This window comes from Allobosea sp. P2_A10 (assembly GCF_056405115.1).
In genome coordinates, this window is record NZ_JBFUCS010000001.1 from 198,129 (window position 1) to 218,663 (window position 20,535).

14 protein-coding genes are annotated in these 20,535 nt (G+C 67.4%); 4 read left to right on the forward strand and 10 right to left on the reverse strand.

Features of this window, described 5'->3' with window-relative positions; translation table 11 throughout:
• Positions 1-6: 6 nt before the first annotated feature.
• The 3 genes from tssL to AC1DZY_RS01025 form a co-directional block, all read right to left on the reverse strand.
• Complete coding sequence (gene tssL / locus AC1DZY_RS01015) at positions 7-1,599, reverse strand: type VI secretion system protein TssL, long form (RefSeq protein WP_476818193.1); 1,593 nt, start codon at positions 1,597-1,599, stop codon at positions 7-9.
• On the reverse strand, positions 1,596-2,933 hold the full coding sequence (tssK, locus tag AC1DZY_RS01020) for a type VI secretion system baseplate subunit TssK (RefSeq protein WP_476818194.1): 1,338 nt from the start codon (positions 2,931-2,933) through the stop codon (positions 1,596-1,598). Before tssK ends, tssL begins: the two co-directional genes overlap by 4 nt.
• Positions 2,934-3,144: 211 nt before the next feature.
• Positions 3,145-3,498 carry a hypothetical protein gene (locus tag AC1DZY_RS01025; protein WP_476818195.1) on the reverse strand — a complete coding sequence of 118 codons (354 nt, stop codon included), beginning with the start codon at positions 3,496-3,498 and terminating at the stop codon, positions 3,145-3,147.
• Positions 3,499-3,820: 322 nt separating this feature from the next.
• Between AC1DZY_RS01025 and AC1DZY_RS01030 the strand changes: the two genes are divergently transcribed.
• The gene (locus AC1DZY_RS01030; protein ID WP_476818196.1) at positions 3,821-5,266 is read left to right on the forward strand and encodes a M23 family metallopeptidase; all 1,446 of its coding nucleotides are present in this window, start codon (positions 3,821-3,823) and stop codon (positions 5,264-5,266) included.
• 116 nt (positions 5,267-5,382) lie between these two features.
• The gene (locus AC1DZY_RS01035) at positions 5,383-5,940 is read left to right on the forward strand and encodes an invasion associated locus B family protein (RefSeq protein ID WP_476818197.1); all 558 of its coding nucleotides are present in this window, start codon (positions 5,383-5,385) and stop codon (positions 5,938-5,940) included.
• 79 nt (positions 5,941-6,019) lie between these two features.
• On the opposite strand, the gene AC1DZY_RS01040 is transcribed toward AC1DZY_RS01035, so the two are convergent.
• On the reverse strand, positions 6,020-6,502 hold the full coding sequence (locus AC1DZY_RS01040) for a hypothetical protein (RefSeq protein ID WP_476818198.1): 483 nt from the start codon (positions 6,500-6,502) through the stop codon (positions 6,020-6,022).
• Between the two features lie 131 nt (positions 6,503-6,633).
• Here AC1DZY_RS01040 and AC1DZY_RS01045 point away from each other — a divergent pair, with 131 nt between their 5' ends.
• Positions 6,634-8,004 (forward strand): amidase, encoded by a 1,371-nt coding sequence (locus AC1DZY_RS01045; RefSeq protein WP_476818199.1) that lies wholly within the window; start codon positions 6,634-6,636, stop codon positions 8,002-8,004.
• Between the two features lie 7 nt (positions 8,005-8,011).
• Here the strand turns inward: AC1DZY_RS01045 and AC1DZY_RS01050 are convergent, their stop codons facing one another.
• Positions 8,012-9,508: a carboxypeptidase M32 gene (locus AC1DZY_RS01050; RefSeq protein ID WP_476818200.1), complete on the reverse strand. Its 1,497-nt coding sequence runs from the start codon at positions 9,506-9,508 to the stop codon at positions 8,012-8,014.
• Positions 9,509-9,689: 181 nt separating this feature from the next.
• On the opposite strand from AC1DZY_RS01050, the gene AC1DZY_RS01055 reads away from it, so the two are divergent.
• On the forward strand, positions 9,690-9,866 hold the full coding sequence (locus tag AC1DZY_RS01055) for a hypothetical protein (protein WP_476818201.1): 177 nt from the start codon (positions 9,690-9,692) through the stop codon (positions 9,864-9,866).
• On the opposite strand, the gene AC1DZY_RS01060 is transcribed toward AC1DZY_RS01055, so the two are convergent.
• The 5 genes from AC1DZY_RS01060 to AC1DZY_RS01080 all read right to left on the reverse strand — a co-directional run bounded on the left by AC1DZY_RS01060 (position 9,867) and on the right by AC1DZY_RS01080 (position 20,528).
• Positions 9,867-10,958 (reverse strand): NADH:flavin oxidoreductase/NADH oxidase, encoded by a 1,092-nt coding sequence (locus AC1DZY_RS01060; RefSeq protein ID WP_476818202.1) that lies wholly within the window; start codon positions 10,956-10,958, stop codon positions 9,867-9,869.
• Positions 10,959-11,099: 141 nt separating this feature from the next.
• Positions 11,100-14,381, reverse strand: a complete 3,282-nt coding sequence (locus tag AC1DZY_RS01065; RefSeq protein ID WP_476818203.1) for a hybrid sensor histidine kinase/response regulator — start codon at positions 14,379-14,381, stop codon at positions 11,100-11,102.
• 151 nt (positions 14,382-14,532) lie between these two features.
• The gene (locus tag AC1DZY_RS01070) at positions 14,533-15,867 is read right to left on the reverse strand and encodes a YncE family protein (protein WP_476818204.1); all 1,335 of its coding nucleotides are present in this window, start codon (positions 15,865-15,867) and stop codon (positions 14,533-14,535) included.
• 55 nt (positions 15,868-15,922) lie between these two features.
• Positions 15,923-18,841: an FAD-binding and (Fe-S)-binding domain-containing protein gene (locus AC1DZY_RS01075; RefSeq protein ID WP_476818205.1), complete on the reverse strand. Its 2,919-nt coding sequence runs from the start codon at positions 18,839-18,841 to the stop codon at positions 15,923-15,925.
• Positions 18,842-19,004: 163 nt separating this feature from the next.
• Positions 19,005-20,528, reverse strand: coding sequence for a tripartite tricarboxylate transporter permease (locus AC1DZY_RS01080; protein ID WP_476818206.1), 1,524 nt, complete (start codon positions 20,526-20,528; stop codon positions 19,005-19,007).
• Positions 20,529-20,535: the final 7 nt, after the last annotated feature.

Sequence of the window (20,535 nt, forward strand, 5' to 3'; positions counted from 1 at the left end):
ATGTCATCAGCGCTCATGCGGAATCTGCACGTCGACGCGCCGGTTGCGGGCCCGGCCCTCGACCGTGTCGTTGGACGCCAGCGGCGCGGTGTCGCCACGGCCGTCCGCGAGGATGCGGGTCTTGTCGGTCAGGCTCTCGTTCAACAGCGCGCCGACGGCCTTGGCGCGCTCGACCGAGAGCTCGTGGTTGTTGGCGAAGCGCACGGTCCGGATCGGCGTGTTGTCGGAATGGCCGGTGACGCGAATCTGGCCGGGCTCCTTGTTCAGCGTCTCGGCGATGCGCTTGGCGAGCGGCTTGAACGCCTCGATCACGGTCGCCTTGCCGGGATCGAACGAGACGAAGCTGTTGACGCGCACGACGATGCCGGTCGGCACGCTGTCGACGGCGAGCTTCTGTTCGCCGATTTCGGTCGCGAGCGCGGCGCGGATGCGGTCGAGCTGCGTCGTCTTGATCGGCGGCGGCGGAGCGACCTTCACCGGCTGCACGACGCGCCGCTCGATCGAGACGTCGGTGGTCGGAAAGATCCGGCCGACATCGTCGATCACGGCATCCGAGCCGGCGCTGAGCAGCGAGCGCAGCGTCAGGAACATCGCCAGCAGCAGCACGCCGGCCAGGCACCCCATCGCCCAGAACGGGATGCGCACGGTCGAGACGCGCGACGCCATGTCCTGGCCCTGCCAGCGCGGCGAAAGCTCCGCATCAACACGCTGGCGCACGCGCCGCAGTGTCTCGTAGAGATTGCGCTGGATCGTCTGCAGCGTGGCCGGCCCGCCCGACGAGGTCCGATGCACGCCCTGGAAGCCGATCGCCAGGCAGGCGTGCTGCAGCTCCAGCACGTTATAGTTCAGCAACGGGTCCTGCTTGGCCCGGTCCAGCTCCTCGAAGAAGCGGATGCCGCCGGTGCGCTCGCCGAAGAAGCGGCTCAGCATGCTGTACTGCGTCCAGAGCTGCCGGTCCTGCGCCGGGATGTTCTGGACGATATCGTCGGCGGTGGCGCAGAGCGTGTACTTGGCCTGCCGCGCCTGCTCCTGGCCGACGCCCGCGCCCATCATGTCGGCGTCGAAGCGCTGGATGGCGCCGGCGATCTGGTCCATCAGCTGGCTGAACGAGGCGTAGGCCAGCGCCACGCGCAACCGGCCTAGGATCGACAGAATCGGCGCCGCCGCGCTCATGATCGGGTTGGCGTTAGGGGCCACCGGCATCTCGCGCGGCGCGACCTGCGGCACCGACCCTGGCGGCGGCATGGGAGGCGGTGGCGCGTAGCCCTGGGGCGGAGGCGGCGGCTGATAGGCCGGCATGGGCTGAAAGGCGGGCGGCGGCGCGGGCGCATAGGGTTGTGCGGGGGCATCCGCCCACGCGTCCTGCGCTGCGGCGTTGGGATTGGACTGCGGATAGCTCGGCGGCGGCGTGTAGCCCGAAGCCGGATGATAGGAGGGTGGCGGCGCGGGATAGGCCGAGGGCGTGAACGGCCCAGGCTGTTCGGGCGTGGCTTGCGGCGGCGTCGGCTGCTGCGGGCGGCGGCCGCCCGGATTGGGTCTGATGACAGTGCGTTCGCCGGCCGGATAGGCAGGTTCGAACGGATCCTTGGGATCGCTCATCGCCGGTCTCCCAGAATGGCCCAGAGATCGAGTTGCAGTTCCGGCCAGTCGCCCGAGAAGTGCAGGCCGATCGCATTCGCCGTGCTGAATTCAGGCCAGAGCGGCGAGTTCTTGTCCAGCAGGAAGTAGACATGGTCGGCGACCGCCCTGATCTGCGGTGGCGGCGTCGGGATATGGTTCAGCCCCACGCCCGGCAGGTGGGCGTTGACGATATCGTTCATCTTGGTGTTGGGGCCGATCTTGAAGAGCTGCGGAAACTGCAGCTGGATCTCGATCAGCGGCCGGCGCGCCGCCACCTCCAGCACGAAATTGGCGTTGCGGAACAGGCTGCGGTCGCGGATCGTCGAGACGAAGGCGTTTGGCGCGCGCTCGATCAGTTCCAGCCTGAGCGCGCGGCGGCCGAGCCTGGCGCTGAGGAAATCCTGCAGGTCGCGCAGGATCGGCTCGAAGACCAGTTCGAGATTGTCGTGGTCGTAKCGCGGATAGGTTCGGGCCCGGCGCTCCTGCGTCGCGAAGGTCGCGAGCTCCCCGGTCATCCGCACGAACTCCTCATAGAGCCGTTCGGGGTGGATATAGCGCGACTGCCGGAAATGCTGCAGCACCGGCAAATGCCGGTTCAGCAACTGCAGCACGAAGAAGTCTGAGCTCTGCAGTCCGCCGCCCGCCGTCGGGTCGGCGGCGTAGCGCGCCAGTTCCTCGAGCTTGGCCTCCATCCAGCCGATGGCGCGGTCGATCCAGCCATCGATCGCCGGATAGGCCGAGGCGATCAGCACCGGCGGCACGAATTTCTCGTCGAAGACGATGGTCTTGTCGCGGACCTCGACGATGCGCGCGATCGGCAGGCCGACATAGCCGGGCTTGGCGGTCTTGCGCAGATCGAAGCCGAGACGCGGATAGGCGACCTCGATCTCCTCCTCGACGCGCATGGCGGCTGTCGAATCGATCAGCGTCTCGCTGGCGGTGAGATAGCGGCTGGCGGTCGCGCTCGACGGTTCATCGACTTCGCGGGTATTGGCGGCGGCGACCGGCATGGTCAGCCAGAGCATCTGCTTGGCGGCCGAATCGGGCACGTCGATCGGCGCGGGAAGGGGGCTGTGGGCGGGAATGTCGAAGGGCGTGCCGTCCGGCAGCATGCCGGCGGCGCGGCGCAGGCCGAAGCGGCTCTGCTGGGCGAGATCGCGGTCGATCTCCAGCGTCGAAAAGCCCCACGGGTAAGGCGTTATGAAGCGCGTGCGCGCCTCGACGAGGTTTTCGAGATAGCGGTCCGACTGCTGCAGATGATGCGGCCGCAGAAAAAGGCCTTCGCCCCAGACGACTTTACTATGCCAAGACATCGTCGAGCTTCCAGCACATCGTCACGCTTCCAGACAAGATCGCATCTTCCGGCCGAAGCTTGGGCGCGACACCCCGCTTCGTCACGCCGCGCCTGGATTTTGCCAGGTCGCGACGCTCACGCATCGTAACGTGGCCGGCGCATGGGGAACAAGCACGAAAGCGCTGCGGCGGCATCCATGGACGCGCCGTCGCGCCGGCTTGCGGCCCCGCTCAGGCGGCCGGCGGGGCCGATGGGGCCGGCGGCGGCAGCGGCGCGGTGATCTTGACGCGCCAGGTTCCGGCCTCGTCGGCGAAGGCGGCGTAGGTCAGCCGTTCCCAGCTGCGCTTCTCGCGGCCGAAAAAGGCGACGAGCCTGGCGACCTGGCCGCGAAGCGTCGCCGTGACCGGGACTGTCGCGCCGGCGACGTCGGGATTGACGAGGGTGACGACCTGTCCGCCGCCATCGACCTTGCGGGGCTCGACCGAGAGCAGGAAGGCGTCCCATTCGTCGGGCACGATCTCGAACAGTTCGTCGAGGATTTTCCGGTCGATTTCGGATTGTTCGGGTGGCAGGGTGGAGGTCATCGCGCGCCCTTTGCACTGGCAGTCGGACAACCCTAACAAAGACATCTCCAAAGGTGTATCCCTGTCTTGCCGTGATTGACGACAAAGATTGTCGTTGCTGTTCATGAGGCAGGGCGTAACGACAGGGAGCGATCGGCGGCGCGTCGCGCGCCGCTTTTGTCGCCGCCAAAGCAATCGCGAGATCGTCAATGATGCCGTCCGCCCGCTGCAGGCTCTGCGACACCGAAAGCACCCGATCAATTCTTTCGCGCATTGACTTTCGCCCGGCGCGGCGGAGAATCCGGCGCGCTTCGCTCTCGGGAATGCTTGGAGGAGCCAGGTCTTGAGTTCCGCCCCGCCCAAACCGCAGACGGCTGCGCAGCGCGTCGCGGCGCGCATCAAGGCCGCCAAGGAGGCCGAAGCGCAGGCCGCCGCCGAGGCCAAGAAATCGGCCGCCGCCGAGGCCAGGAAACCCGTCGCCGAGCCGAAGGCGGCGACCACGCCTCCCGGTGCCTTGTCACAGCAGAAAACCCCGACAACCGCGCCGGCTGGCGGCGCGAAATTGGGCAAGCTCGCCGGCCGCGACAAGACGACGATTCGCGGCAAGGCGTCGCGCCAGCGCTGGACGATGACGATCGGCCCGGCGACGATCGTGCTCGTCCTCGTCGCCTTCGCTTTACTCTCTGGTTGGGCGGCAGTCGCCACCAGCGCGTTGATATTCGGCGACAAGCTCTCCGCGCAACTCGTCGCGCAGCAGAGCGACATGCAGTTCGCTTATGAACAGAAGCTTGTCGTCTTCCGCACCCAGCTCGACCGTTTCGCCCGGCAGACGCGGCTGGAGCGCGACGGCGTCGAGGGCCGCATCGCCGATCTGATGCTGCGCCAGGCGGCGCTCGAGGCGCGCTCGGCGATGCTGACGGCGCTGGCCGACCAGACCCGCGCGCCCGACGGCGCAGGACCGGTCAAATTTGGTGAGGCGGGTCCCGGCGCGGGTGGCCCGATCAAACCTGCATCCGTGCAGCGCGCGGGCGCGGAACCGCCTTTCACCATCCTCGATCCGAGCGTGCCCACGCCCGAGCGCGTCGAATATCTCGAACGCGCCATCAACCGCGTCGAGCGAATCCAGCTCGGCTCGCTCGATGGGCTGACCCGGCGCTCGCAGTCGACGCTGCTGCATTTGCGCTCGGCGTTCAGCGAGATCGGTCTCGACGCCGAGAAGCTGGTGCCGGCCGCCGCGCTGGTGCGCGGCCAGGTCGCCAACCTCATCCCGCAAAGTGCCGATTTCGGCGGCGGCCCTTTCGAGAGCAACGTCGCGCAGATAAGGCGGACGCTGTCGGTCCTGGGGCGGCTGCGCACGGCCGCCAATTCCGTGCCCTTCATTCGGCCCATTCCGGCCAGCGGCGGCCTGATGACCAGCTCATACGGAACGCGCTCGGACCCGTTCACGGGAGAAGGGCGCTTCCATGCCGGGATGGATTTCCGCTCGCCGATCGGCGTCCCGATCCATGCGGCGGGCTCGGGCGTGGTCCATTCGGCGGGCGTCGGCGGCGGCTACGGCAATCTCGTCATTGTCGACCATGGCAACGGCCTGATGACGCGCTACGCCCACATGTCGGAGATCAAGGTCGTCGCCGGCCAGCCGGTCGCCACCGGCACCATCCTGGGTCTGGTCGGCTCGACCGGCCGCTCGACGGGGCCGCATCTGCACTACGAGACTCGGGTGAATGGCGAACCCAACGACCCGGCCAAATTCATCCGCGCCGGCGAGCGCATCTACCTGACCCAGTAGACATCCCGGCGGAAGCGGGGCTTGCGTCGGCGGGGCATCTGCCCTCCTGCTGCCGCTCAAGACAAAACGCGACACCAAAACGCGACACCTTGAAACGCGATGGAAGGAACGCCTCGATGATCGCCAGAACCAGCCTGCTGGCCCTGTTTTCTCTTGCTCTGGGCGCTTCGGGCGCGCTGGCGCAGGCTCAGCGGCCCGGCAGCGCGCCTGCAGCCCCCGCGCCGAATCGCGTCGCCCAGCCCGATAACACCACCGCGACATATGGCGACTGGACCCATCGCTGCCAACAGGGCGTCGGCACCCGCATCTGCGAGATCGTGCAGACGCTTCAGGTCCAGGGTCAGCAGGGGCCGGCTGCGCTCGTCGCGCTCGGCCGCCCGGTCAGGACCGAGCCTTACAAGCTCGTGGTGCAGCTTCCGCCGAATGTGACGCTGGCCACCGGCGTGAGGATGGCGCTGGGCGAGAAGGACGAGGGATTGCTCGCGGTCTATCAGCGCTGCGCGCCGGGCGGTTGCTTCGCCGATGTGACGATGACCGACGATGCGATGAAGCGTTGGCGCGCTTCCACGGAATCCGGCCATATCCGCTATCAGGATGCGGCCCGCCGCGACATCGCGCTGCCGTTCTCGCTGAAGGGTTTTCCGGCCGCGACCGAAGCGTTGATGAAGGAATGATGCGACGCGTTCAGGCGTCGCCATATAGCAGGCGAAGAAACGAACCGGCCGGGCAGGGCCCGGCCGGTTCAGACCGTCATCAGGCCTTGAGCTTGGTGTTGCACTGGCTCCAGTAGCCGCCGCCCTTCTCGATCCACTTCAGCGGACCGTTGGAATTCGTCGCCTTGTTGGCGTTGTACTGGTCGGCGCAGGTCTTCAGGCGGGCCTTGCCGGGCGATTCATCGGCATATTTCGGCGCGATCGCCTTTGGGAAGACGGCGGCCTTGACGCGACCGGGCGCTGGCGCGGCGGCGGGCTTCTGGCCGGGAGCGGCAGGCGCGGGAGCTGCGGCAGGAGCCGGTTCGGGCGCGACGGCGCCTGCGGCGTCGTTCTCGGAGGCGTCGTCATCGCCGCATTGCGCCTTGCGGAAATCGTTCCACTTCTGGCCCTTCAGCGTATTCGCCTTCTTGGCGTCCTGGTATTTGGAGCTGCATTCCTTCATCGTCAGCGCCTGTGCCGACGTCATCGAGAAGGAAGCGATCGCGATCGCTGAGGCGGATGCAACAATCAGGGTCCTGAGCATGGTGTTCTCCTTCGCTGGCCCGTTGCCGGTAGCTGATCCAAATCCCATTTCCGCGCAGTTTCAAGTGCTGTTGTCGGCGTAGGCTGCATGGCTTAGCTGTCGATGACGCCGCCGATGGAGCGCAGGGCAGGATGACCAGACGACCGCTTTGGGCCGCAACCGCGAGCGAACTCGCGCAGGCCTTTGCCGAAGGCGCGGCGACGCCCTCGCAGGCGCTCGACGCCGTGCTGGCCCGGCACGACGCCGTCAATCCCCACCTTAACGCCATCATCACGCTCGACCGCGATGGAGCGCGCGCCGCCGCCGCCGCGAGCGATGCGCGCTGGGCGTCGGGGGCGCCGCTCGGCCCGCTCGACGGTATCCCGCTGACGATCAAGGACAGCATTCTCGCGGCAGGCCTGCGCGCCACCTGGGGCAGCGCACTCTTCTCCGGTTTCATGCCCGAGCGTGACGAGACACCCGTGGCGCGGCTGCGCGCGGCCGGGGCGGTCATTCTCGGCAAGACCAATGTACCGGAATTCACCGTGCATGGCCTCACCGACAACGCGCTGTTTGGCCCGACGCGCAATCCCTGGAATCCTGGGCTGACCCCGGGCGGCTCCAGCGGCGGAGCCGTCGCGGCGGTCGCTGCCGGATTGGGACCGCTTGCGCTTTGTACCGATGGCGGCGGCTCGATCCGCCGTCCTTGCGCCCATGCCGGCCTCGTCGGACTTAAGCCTTCGCGCGGCCTCGTGCCGCGCCGCGACGGCTTCCCGGCCATCCTGCATAATTTCGAGGTCGCAGGCCCGATCGGGCGTTGCGTCGCCGACGTCGCCTCGATGCTGGCGGTCATCGCAGGCGAGGGCGCGGTCTCAGCCGCGCGGCCCGGCCGGCTGCGCATCGCCCATATCCCGCGCTTCGCGGACCACCCGGTCGATCCCGAGATTGCGCGAAGCGTCACAGAGGCCGCAGCGACCTTCGCCGGGCTCGGTCATAGCGTCGAGCGACTCGATGATTTCGATCTGGCCGAACCGCTCGGCGCGCTCTGGCCGATCGTCGCCGAGACCGGCGTCGCCTGGCTGCTCGACATGCATCCCGGCAGCGACGCGATCGTCGGAGCGGCGGTTGCCGGCATGGCGCAGAAGGGCCGACTCCATAGCGCGGCTACCTATCTCGGCATGCTGCGGGCGGTCATCGACATGGGCCAGCGTTTCGACGATCTCTTCGCCCGCTTCGACCTGCTGCTGACGCCGACGACGGCGGCCCAGCCCTGGCCGATAGGCCAGAGCCATCCTCCCATGATCGACGGTCGCGAGGTCGGCCCGCGCGGCCATGCCGCTTTCACGCCATTCGCCAACGCGCTCGGACTGCCGGCGCTAAGCCTGCCGGCGCGGCCAGACAGCGCCGGCATGCCGGTCGGCGTCCAGCTCTGCGGCCCGAAGGGCGCCGACGGCGCCTTGCTCGGGCTGGGCGAAGCCTATGAGCGCGCGTTCGGTCGCTTCCCGATGCCCGTGCTGGAGTAAGCTTGGCTTACGCAACCCCGGCGTAGCGTCGCTTGAGATGCGCCTTGAACACGGCTGCGTCGAGCGGCCGGCCGGTCGCGCGCGTCAAAAGCTCGTTGGTCTGGTAGCGGCTGCCCTGGCTGTGGATATGGGTCCGCAGCCAGCCGACCAGCGGGGAGAAATCGCCGCGCCCGATGCCCGGCAGGATGTCGGGTTCGGCCTTGCACGCTGCCTCGAAGATCTGCGCCGCCGTCATCGCGCCCAGCGTATAGGTCGGGAAATAGCCCCAGCCGCCGCTCGGCCAGTGGATGTCCTGCAGGCAGCCGAGCCGGTCGTCGGCGGGCGGGGTCACGCCGAGCAGGTTCTTCATGCCCGCATTCCAGGCCGTCGGGAGTTCGGAGAGCGGCATCGTGTCGGCAATCAGCGCCTTCTCGAGCCGGTAACGCAGGATGACATGGGCGGGGTAGGTGACCTCGTCGGCGTCGACGCGGATGAAGCCGGGCTCAACTTTCGTGTAGCGGGCGAGCAGAGCGTCTTTCTCCCATGCCGGCCCGCTGCCGCCGAAGGCCTCGCGCATCAGCGGCGCTGCGAAGCCGATGAACTGCGCCGAGCGGCAGGCCTGCATCTCGACCAGCAGCGACTGGCTCTCATGCAGGCTCATGCCGCGCGCATGCCCGACTGGCTGGCTCATATAGGCCTGTGGCCGGCCCTGCTCATACAGCGCATGGCCGGTCTCGTGCAGCACGCCCATCAGCGCCTTGGCGAAATCGGCCTCGTCATAGCGCGTGGTGATGCGGACATCATTGTCGGAGCCGCCGCAGAACGGGTGCGTCGAGACGTCGAGCCGCCCGCATTCGAAGTCGAAGCCGAGCGCCGCCATCATCTTGAGGCCGAGCTGGCGCTGGTTCTCGACCGGGAACGGTCCCTGCGGTTCCGGCGTAGCCGGTCGCCTTGCCTGAATCGCCAAAACCTCCTGTGTAAAGCCGGGCAGGAAATCGGCGAGATCGTCGAACAGCACATCGATTTTGGCGGAACTGCCGCCCGGCTCGTAGTCGTTCAGCAGCGCATCGTAAGCGCTCAGGCCGAGCTTCTCGCCCTTGGCGATACCAATCTGGCGCTGCAGGTTAAGGACTTCGCCGAGCGAGGGCAGAAGCCCGGCGAAATCGGCTTCGGCCCGCGCCTGCCGCCAGCGCATCTCGCAGGCCGAGATCGCCTTGCTCGACGCCTCGACGAGATCGGACGGCAGAGCGGTCTCGACCGTCCAGACCCGCCTGATCTCGCGCAGATTGGCGCGTTCCCAGTCGCCGAGGTCATTGTCGGCGTCGGCATTGGCGAGCCAATCGCCGATGCGCGGCTCGACGAACAGGCCGTGCCGCATCACCTCCAGCAGCGCCATGCTCTCGGCCCGCGTCCCGGCTGCGCCCGTCGGCATCATCGCGGCATTGTCCCAGCTCAGGATGCCGATGGCGTTGGAGAGCGCGGAGATGCGGCCAAAATGATGGGCAAGCTCGGAATAGGCGGTCATGGGGTGTCCTTGGCGGCGATTGCGGGTCACGGAGGTCGCGACTAGCGTTACGCATCTTAGGTGCGGGAGAGCGGTCGAGATGGCGGTCAGGGCTTTGGTATGCGCGTGTGTCCTGTTCCTCTGCGCCTGCCAGGGCACGGTTCCAAGCTATGGCTACCAGCCATTGGCGGGACCGCCGGCTGTGTCGTCAAGGGAAGCCGATTCGGCCTGCCTCGCCCGCGCCTCGGCTGCAAAAAGCGCAGCCGCCAGCGACATCTGGGCGCAAGGCGGAGAGCCGGCCTATCACCAGACCTACGCCTCCTGCATGGCGTCCCATGGCTGGAAGCGCGTCGTCGTCAGCTCCCATCGCTATGGCTGATCAGCCGAACAGGCTTTTGAACTGGCGCGGCTGCGAGCGCAGATACTGGTTGGGCGGCTTGACCGTCGCGCCGATCTGGGCCGCGGCATGCCAGGGCCAGCGCGGATCGTAGAGCATGCCGCGCGCCAGCGCGACGAGATCGGCGTCGCCCGTACCCACGATCGCCTCGGCCTGGTCGGCCTCGGTGATGAGCCCGACAGCGATCGTCGGCAGTCCGGTCGCCTGCTTGACGGCGCGCGCCATCGGCACCTGATAACTCGGCCCGAGCGGGATCTTCTGAGCCGCCGAGATGCCGCCGCCGGAAACGTCGATGAAGCTCGCGCCGCGCGCCTTCAGGGCGTTGGCGAAGGCAATGGTCTGTTCCAGATCCCAGCCGCCCTCGACCCAGTCCGTGCCCGAGACCCTGAAGCCGACGGGGATGGCGGCCGGCACCACCGCCCGCACCGCATCATAAATCTCCAGGGGCAGCCGCATGCGGTTCTCCAGCGAGCCGCCATAGGCGTCCTCGCGCCGGTTCGACAGCGGCGACAGGAACTGGTGCAGCAGATAGCCATGGGCGGCGTGGAGCTCGATCGCGGCGAAGCCGAGCCGGACTGCCCGCTCGGCGGAGGCGGCGAAGCTCTTCACCAGCGCGGCGATTTCATCGGTGCTGAGGGGGGACGGCGCGCGGGCATGACCGTCGAAGGGCACGGCCGAGGGCGCGACCGTCTGCCAGCCGCCGGCGTCGATCGCAAGCTGGCCGCCGCCATGCCAGGGCTGGGCGCAGGACGCCTTGCGGCCGGCATGGGCAAGCTGGATGCCGATCGCCATGTCGGACTGGCCGCGTATGGCGATCAGCGTCCGGGCGAGCGCGGCTTCCGTCTCGTCCGACCAGAGGCCGACATCGAAGGGCGTGATCATGCCCCTGGCCTCGACCGCCGTGGCCTCGATGAACATCAGTCCGGCGCCCGACAGTGCGAGATGGCCGAGATGGATCAGGTGCCAGTCGGTGGCGCAGCCGCGCTCGGCCGAATACTGGCACATCGGCGCGATGACGATGCGGTTTGGCAGGGTCAGGCCACCGAGCTGGAAGGGGCTGAAGAGCTGGCTCATGATGCTGGATAGCCTCGTTGCGAACGGCTTGTGCGCTGCGGCGACACTAGCCGCAACGCGTCATGGCTGGCCATGGGCGCGGGCGCACAGGCTGGCCGCTTCCGGCGCAAGGGCCGGCGTGGATATCGCGGCAGCGCCGGTTCAGCCGAGAATCGTGCCGAGGATCTTCTCCAGCGAGTGCAGCCGGTAGGGCTTCTTCAGCAGCGCCGTGCGCGGCGCATTCTCGAAACCTTCGACCTGGTCGCGCCCGGTGGCGAAGACGATGGCGAGGTCGGGCTTCAGCGCGCGCAGACGCTGCGCCAGTTCGCCGCCCGAGATGTCGGGCAGGCCGACATCGGTCAGCAGGATGTCGATCTCGCGGCTGCTGGCGATTTCCAGCGCCTTCAGCCCGTTCTCGGCTTCGATGGCGACATGGCCGAGGTCCTGGACCATGTCGGCGGTATCCATCCGGATGATCGCGTCGTCCTCGCAAACCAGCACGGTCAGGCCAGTCCGGGCTGCGGGCTTGGGCGCAGGCGTTTGCGTCGCGGCGAGCAGCGCCGCCTTGTGTTCGGCGCTGCGCTTCTGTGGCTGCACCGTCTGCAAGGACGGCGTCTTGCCGTCCTGCACCAGAACCTGCCGGATTTTCCGCGCGAGCGCCTCGCGGGTGTAGGGCTTGGACAAAAGGTTGACGCCCTCGTCGAGCCTGCCGCCATGGACGATCGAGTTCTCGGTGTAGCCGGAGGTGAAGAGCACGCTCAGACCCGGCAGCCGCTCCTTGGCCTTGCGCGCCAGCTCCGGGCTTTTCAGCTGGCCTGGCATGACGACATCGGTGAAGAGCAGGTCGATCGGCACGCCGCTTTCGATCACGGCAAGCGCGCTCTGGGCGTCGTGCGATTTCAGGACGCGGTAGCCGAGCTCGCTCAGCAGCGCCAGCACGGTTTCGCGCACCGCCTCGTCATCCTCGACGACGAGGATCGTCTCGCTGCCCCCGGTGACCGGGCCACTGTCCTGCTCGACCAGCATGTCCTCGGCCTGCATCGAACGTGGCAGATAGATCTTCACCGTCGTGCCCTGGCCGGGCTCGCTATAGAGCTTCACATGCCCGCCCGACTGCTTGACGAAGCCGTAGACCATCGACAGGCCCAGGCCGGTGCCCTTGCCCTGCGGCTTGGTCGAGAAGAACGGCTCGAAGACCTGCTCCATCACCTCCCGGCTCATGCCCGAGCCGGTGTCCGTCACCGAGATCTGCACGTATTGGCCCGGCGTGACGTCGCTATGGGCGGCGGCATAGGCGTCGTCGAGGAAGGCGTTCCCGGCCTCGATCGTCAGACGGCCCTGCGTATCCATGGCGTCGCGCGAATTGATCGCGAGATTGAGGATCGCGTTCTCGACATTGGTCGGGTCGGCCAGCGTGTTCCACAGGCCACCGGCCAGGATCGTCTCGACCTCGATCGCCTCGCCGAGCGTGCGCCGCAGCAGGTCGTCCATGCCGCGGATCAGCCGGGCGACATTGACGACCTTGGGCTCGAGCGGCTGGCGTCGCCCGAAGGCCAGCAGCTGCGCGGCCAGCTTGGAGCCGCGCCCGACGCCGGCCATGGCGTTCTCGACGCGCTTTTCGGCCTTCTCGTTGCCGGTGACCTCGCGCGACAGCAGCTGCAGATTGCCGCTGATCACCTGCAGCAGATTGTTGAAGTCGTGGGCGACGCCGCCGGTGAGATTGCCGATGGCCTCCATCTTCTGGCTGTGGCGCAGCGCATCCTGCGCCTTGGCGAGTTCGGCCGTGCGCGTCGCGACGCGCTCCTCCAGCGTGATCGCGAGATCGGCGAGCGCGGCCTCCGCCGTCTTCTGGTCGTCGATGTCGGTGTTGGTGCCGATCCAGCGCACGATCAGGCCGGTGTCGTCGAGGGCCGGCACGGCGCGCGCGATGTGCCAGCGGAAGATTCCGTCACCGCGACGCAGGCGAAATTCGGTCTCGTAGGGGGCGCCGTCGCGCAGGGCGTTTTCCCACGCGGCGCCGGCGCTCGCCAGGTCCTCCGGGTGGACTATCGCAGCCCATCCTTCGCCATCGAGTGTGCCTGACGCCGCGCCGCTATAGGCGTAGACCTGCTCGTTGAACCAGTCGAGCATACCGTCGGGGCGCGCGGTCCAGACGTGATTGGGCATCGACTGCGAAAGCGTCCGAAAGCGGGTTTCGCTCTCCCGAAGCGATGCTTCCGCCTTCTTGCGGCCGGTTATGTCGAGAAACAGCACGGAAAAGCGCTCCGCATCGATCCGCCGGGCCCGCGCCTCGAACCACTTGGATTTCAGCGAGGGCACATTGACTTCGTAGCGCGCCGGCTCGCCGGTCTCGACGACGCGGGCATACGTCGCGAGCAGCTCCGGCGGGAAGCCCGGGATGACCTCGCTGACGAGGCGGCCGAGCGCATCCTCCATGCGGACATCGGTGCGCGCCTCGAAAGCCGGGTTCATCTCGACGAAGCGGAAATCGACCATCGCGCCATCATCGTCGCGCACCGCCTCGGCGATGAAGAAGCCCTCCTGCATCTGCTCGAACAGGTTGCGCCAGCGCGCCTCGCTGGTGCGCAGCGCGGCCTCCGCCGTTTTCCGGGGCGTGATGTCGAAGGCGACGCCGATGAAGCGTTGCTGGCCGCTTTCGGGCGTGGCGACAGCCTCGCCCTGGCGCGCGATCCAGCGAATCTCGCCCGTCTCGGGGTCCAGCCGGCGATATTCGGTGTAGGCCAGCGGGTTGTCCTCGACCATCCGGTTTGGCCCCGACAGGCTGCGGTCGTCGGGATGGAGCAGGCTGACCAGGAGCTTGTCGGTGACCTGGGTTTCGGGCGCTATGCCCCAGATCCGGCGATATTCATCGGAGACGTCGAGCAGGCCGCTTTCCGGATACCATTCGAAGACCCCGACGCCGCCCGCCTCCTGCGCGATCTTGAGGCGCTGCTCGGCGCGGATCCGTTCGGTGATCTCGATCACCACGGCGTAGACGCCTGCCGGCTTCCCCGCTTCGTCGAGGATGGGCATGTAATCGAGGTCGAGCCAGCAATCCTCCATCGTGCCGCGGCGATTGAGCGCGAGGCGCTGCTCGCGCAGCGACAGCACGCCGCCACCGAGGCAGACATCGAGCACGCGGCGGTTGAGGTCGGCGGCCTCGGGCCAGCCCTCCAGCACCTTGGCGCCGAGCAGGGACGGATGGCGCGCGCCGGCAAAGCCGGCATAGGCGTCGTTGTAGAGCAGGATGCCGTCCTCGCCCCACAGCATCACGATCGGCAGCGGGGTCCGCAGCGCCAGCGCCAGCGTCGTGCGCAGCGGCTGCGGCCAGCTTTCCAGCGGCCCGAGCGCGGTCGCCGACCAGTCGAAATCGCGGATCAGCGCGGCCGTTTCGCTTCCGTCGGCAAGGAAACTGAAGGCATCTTTCGCGTGCGCGGCCGGCATGAAATCTCGATGAAAAAGCGTCAAGGGCGATGAGGTTTGACCAATATTGTCGGTCGCCGCAAGCGCAATTGACACTTCCGCATCGGGCCGGGAGCAGTGATCGCGCGTCACGCGCGCCAGGGTCATCGGGCCCGATGCTTTGCGAGCGCTGTCAGGGCCCCTGGAACGCTCCGATCATATAGCTCTCATTGCCGATCTCGGTGACGCGTCCCTTCACCTCATAGCTGGCGAGATCGACGATCCAGACCACGCTGGAGTTCGGCTTGCCCTTTGGCGCGCCGGTGATGGCGGCGTATTTGCCGTCGGGCGTGATCGCGATGCCGCGCGGCCGCGAGGGTTCGCCGCCCGGCGTCTTCAGCTCGATCCGCTTGATCGTCGCAGGTCCGCCCGCGAGCGCCTTCTCGACATCGATGATGTCGATGTTGTTGGAGCGGAAATGCGTCGAGAGGATGCGCTTGCCGTCCGGCAGGAACGCGGCGACGAAGGGCCGCGTCGGCGTCGCCTTGTCGTCAGTTCCAACCAGCACGCGCGCGACCTCACCCTTGCCCGGTTCAGCCAGGGCCTTGGCCACGTCGATGATCGAGACGGTGTTGCCGGCGATGTCGGTCTGGGCGCTCTCGCGCGAGGCATGCGCGACGAGCTTGCCGTCCGGGCTGGTCGAGATGCCGAATCCGCCGGCCTGGACCGGAATGCGCGCCAGCTCTGCTCCCGACTCGCCGGCGATCGCCCTGGCCAGGCTCATCACCGTGATGTCGTCGGTGCCGCCATTGGCGCCGAAGATCGTGCCGCCGCCGAGCGGGCTGATGGTGACGCCGTTAGTGTCGGGGAAGCAGCCGAATTTCGGATCGGGCGCGCGATGCGGCACCGGATCGGGCGGGCAGGGGAAGCCGGGCTTGCCGAAGGCCTGCTCGACCTTACGGACGACTTTGTTCGTCGTCAGGTCGACGATGCTCAGATGCCGGCCGCCATCCTCGTCGCCCTCGCGCTCGGCATGGGCGAGCACGGCGTGCCTGCCGTCGGCTGCGATGGCGAAGCCGGTCGGCCCAAAGCCTCCGGTCTCGATATAGGTTTCGACCGCGCCGAGCGTTTCGTTGTTCTTCGGGTCGAGCGCCCTGCTCAGATCGACCACGGTCACCGTGCCGGCATGGCCGTGCTGAAAGGCGGCGGCGGCCGCCGGCGTCGAGCGCCCGGAATGATTGACCACATAGGCGCGCTTGTTGTCGGGCGAAATCGCAATCGAGATCGGCTGCCCGCTCGAGATCACGGTCTTGCCGTCGACCTGAATGTCGGGCGTCACACGCAGGCGATTCACGACCGCTTTCGGCGTGCCGTCATTGGCCGGATCGATCGCCTTGGCGAGGTCGATCACCAGCACGACATTGTCCCAGCGCCCGCTGGCGAGGAAATAGTCCTTGGCCATGGCCTGCCGTCCGTATCCGAAGGCGGCGAGCATCATCGTCCCGCCGAGAAGCGTCATCCGTAGCATGGGTCGTTCCTCCTGTTTTAATCGCCCGTTTGCCGGGTCGTTGGATCGGTCTGGCTCAGCCCTCCAGCGCGTCGTCGAGCACACGCACGACATGCACGGCCTGCCGGCTCGCCCCGTCATGGATCTGGTGGCGGCAGCTGGTGCCGTCGGCGACGATGAGATCGTCCGCTCCCGCCTTTCGCACGGCCGGAAGCAGCGAAAGCTCGCCCATCGCCAGCGAGACATCGATCGTCGCCGCGCCGTAGCCGAACGCCCCGGACATGCCGCAGCAGCTCGACTCGATCGGCCGGACATCGAGGCCGGGAACAGCGCGCAGCGTCGCCTCGACCGCGCCCATCGCGTCGAAAGCCTTCTGGTGGCAATGGCCATGAAGATGGGCGACGCGGCCGGCCTGATCCCTGAGCGGAAGCGTCGTCGCGCCAGCCTTGATGTCGGCGGCAAGCAACTCCTCCAGCAGGAGCGCGGCCTTCGCCATCGGCTCGACCTCGGCTTTCGGCAGCATCGCCGAAAACTCGTCGCGGAAGGTCATCAGGCAGGACGGCTCCAGCCCGACGATGCGCGCGCCCTTGGCGACGAAGGGGCCGAGCGCATCGAGCGTGCGACGCGCTTCCGCCCGCGCCTCGTCGACAAGCCCGGCCGACAGGAAGGTGCGGCCGCAACACAAGGGCCGGCCGCCATCTCTAGGCTCGATCTTGTGCAGCCTGTAACCGCCTGCCGCCAGCACGCGCTCGGCAGCCTCAAGATTCTCGCGCTCGAAATAGCGGTTGAAGGTATCGCCGAAGAGCACGACGTCGCGGCCGTCGCCGAGCACATCGGCGGGCGTCGCAGGTCTGCCGTTCTGCGCCCATGGTTTGCGCCAGACGGGCAGCGACCGCTTGGCGCTGAAGCCGAGCCAACGTTCGCTCAGCCGCGCCAAAAATGGAATTTTGTCCCGCAGGTTCATCAGCAGCGCGAGCCTGGCTGCGAGCGACGCATAGCGTGGCAGATACGCGATCAGCCGCTCCCTCACGGGCAGACCGTGCCTGGCGTGATAGTGATGCAGGAACTCGATCTTCATCCGCGCCATGTCGACGCCGGTCGGGCAGTCGCGCTTGCAGCCCTTGCAGGAGACGCACAGATCGAGCGTCTCTTTCATCTGCGGCGAGGTGAAGGCGTCTGGGCCGAGCTGCCCGGAGATCGCGAGGCGCAAGCTGTTGGCCCGACCCCGCGTCACATGTGTCTCGTCCTGCGTGGCGCGCCAGGACGGGCACATCGTCCCGCCCGACATCTTCCGGCAGGTGCCGTTGTTGTTGCACATCTCGACCGCGCCGCCGAGCCCGCCCCAGTCGGACCAGTCCAGTACCGTTTCAGCCGGCACCGGCGTCGCATAGCCCGGCGCAAACCGCATCAGCGCGCGGTCGTCCATGTGGTAGGGCCGCACGATCTTGCCGGGATTGAGCACGTTGTCCGGGTCGAACCCGTCCTTGACCTGCTCGAAAGCGCGGGTGAGGGGGTCGCCGAACATCGGTTCGACGAAGTCCGAGCGCGAAATGCCGTCGCCATGCTCGCCCGAGAACGAACCCTTGAAGCTGCGGACGAGTTCGCAGGCCTCTTCCGCGATGCCGCGCATCGCCTTAACGCCCGCCTCGCCCTTCATGTTCAGGATCGGGCGGACATGCAGGCAGCCGACGGAGGCATGGGCATACCAGGTGCCGCGCGTGCCGTGTCGCTCGAACAGCGCGGTGACGGCGTCGGTGTAATCGGCGAGATGTTCGAGCGGGACGGCGCAGTCCTCGATGAAGGAGACCGGTTTCCCGTCGCCCTTCATCGACATCATGATGTTGAGGCAGGCCTCGCGCACCTCCCAGACGGGCTTCTGCCGGGCGGGCTCGATGACTTCGACGACGGCGTCCGAAAAGCCGTGATCGGCCATGCACTGGTCGAGGCGTTTGAGCTCATGCTTCAGCGCGCCGAGATCGTCGCCGGCGAATTCCACCAGCAGCAGGCAGTTCGGCTGGCCCCTCGTGATGTCGGCGAGCGTGCGCACGAAAAGCGGGATGTCGGCGCCCAGCTCCAGCACGTTGCTGTCGACGAGTTCGACCGCGACCGGCCCGAGCGCCACGATATGGCGCGTCGTCTCCATCGCCGAGCGGAAGCTCGGGAAGTGGCAGACGCCCATGACGCGATGTCCGGGCAGTGGCGAGAGCTTGAGCGTCGCTTCCGTGGTGATCGCAAGCGTCCCCTCCGAGCCGACCAAGAGATGCGACAGGTTCGGATTTGCCGGGAGCAATTCGTCGAGATTATAGCCGCCGACGCGGCGCTGCACTTTTGGAAAGATCGCCTCGATCTCGGCGCGTTGGCCGTCGGCGAGCGCCAGCATCCGGGTCATCAGGTCGCGCGCCCGGGTCGACTGGTTGTCACTGAGCGGCCCGTCGCCGAGCGCAAAGGGCTCGCCGTCATGGAACATCGCCTTCATCGCGATGACGTTGTCGACGGTCTTGCCGTAGCGCAGCGAGCGCGCGCCCGACGAGTTGTTGCCGGTCATGCCGCCGATGGTGCAGCGGCTGGCCGTCGAGGGCTCCACGGGGAAGAACAGCCCGTCTTTCTTCACATGTGCGTTCAGCGCCTCCAGCACGAGGCCGGGCGCGACCGAGATCGTTTTCGCCGCCGGGTCGTAGTCGCGGATGGCGCGAAAATGCCGGCTCATGTCGAGGATCAGCGCATCGCCGATCGGCTGGCCGTTCTGCGAGGTGCCCCCACCGCGCGCGATCACCGGCACGCCATGTTCGGCTGCGATCGTCAGGGCGGCTGCGATGTCGGCCTCGCTCTTCGGGAAGACCACGCCCTGCGGGATGATCTGGTAGATCGAGGCGTCGGTGGCGTAGCGCCCGCGCGTAAAGGCGTCGAAACGCACCTCGCCCTCGAGCGCCTGGCCGAGCCGCCGTTCGAGCCCGAGATTGCGGGCGTGGGATTTGGGCAGGGTCGTCTGGTTCATCGTCCTGTCGACCCGCCCCGTATCCGCGCCGTCATCCCGGACAAGCGGCGCAGCCGCGCCGATCCGGGATCCATTCCAGAACGCAACCGATGAAGGTTCAGGAATGGATCCCGGGTCTCCGCTTCGCTCCGCCCGGGATGACGGCGCGTCTTGCCCTGCGAAATCATCGAACCTGACCGGCCGCCGCTGACCGCCTGCGCCCGCGCAGCGCGCCGATCGCGTCCATCACGGGTCCCCATGACAGCAGCAGCAGCGCCAGAACGACCAGCGTCCCGACCAATCCGTTGGCGGCGAAGACCTTGAGCGACCCGCCGGAACCCAGCAGCGCCTGCCGGAACGAATCCTCCGCCCGGTCGCCGAGCACCAGCGCGAGCACCAGCGGCGCCAACGGATAGTCGAGCTTCTTGAAGACGTAGCCGACGAGGCCGAAGCCGAGCATCAGCCAGATGTCGAAGATCGAATTCGAGATCGTGTAGGCGCCGATGGCGCAGACGATCAGGATCACCGGCGCGACATAGGAGAACGGGATCCGCATGATCGCGGCAAACAGCGGCACCGTCGCCAGCACGATGACGAGACCTGCGAGATTGCCGAGATACATCGAGGCGATCAGCCCCCAGACGAATTCCTTCTGCTCGATGAAGAGCAGCGGCCCGGGCTGCAGGCCCCAGACCAGCAGGCCGCCAAGCAGCACGGCCGCCGTCGCGGAGCCGGGAATGCCGAGCGCCAGCATCGGCAGGAGCGCGCTGGTGCCGGCCGCATGCGCCGCGGTCTCCGGCGCAAGCACGCCCTCGATGTTGCCCTTGCCGAAGCTCTCAGGGTTTCGTGAGAAGCGCTTGGCCAGCCCATAGCCCATGAAGGAGGCGGCGATCGCGCCGCCCGGCGTCACGCCCATCCACATGCCGACGATCGAGGAGCGCAGAAGCGTCGCCCAGTAGCGCGGCAGGCCCGCCCAGGTCTTCAGCACCACCTTGAGGTCGATCTTGGCCTGCTTGCCCTTGAAGACCAGGCCTTCCTCGACCGTCAGCAGGATTTCGCTGACGCCGAACAGCCCGATCACCACGACGAGGAAATCGAAGCCGCGCATCAGCTCGGTCGAGCCGAAGGTCATGCGCAGATCGCCCGAGATCGAGTCGAGGCCCACCGCCGCGAGCAGGAAGCCGAGGCACAGCGAGGCCAGGATCTTGGCCCGGTTCTCCCGGCCCATGCCGATGAAGGAGCAGAAGGTCAAAAGGAACACGGCGAAGAACTCGGCCGGCCCGAATCTGAGCGCAAACGACGCGACCAGCGGGGCCACAAACGTGATCAGGATCACGCCCGAGAGCGCTCCGATGAAGGAGGCGGTGAATGCGGCCGTGAGCGCTTCCGCTGCCTTGCCCTGCACCGCCATCGGATAGCCGTCGAAGGTGGTCGCGACTGACCAGGCTTCGCCTGGAATGTTGAACAGGATCGAGGTGATAGCCCCGCCAAACAGCGCCCCCCAGTAGATCGAGGAGAGCAGGATGATCGCCGAGGTCGGGTCCATGCCGAAGGTCAGCGGCAGCAGGATCGCGACGCCGTTGGGGCCGCCAAGGCCCGGCAGCACGCCGACGATGATGCCGAGGATAACCCCGATCATCATGAAGCCGACATTGTGCCAGGACAGAGCGAGCTGGAAGCCCGCCATCAGGGAGGAGAAGTCTTCCATCACTTCA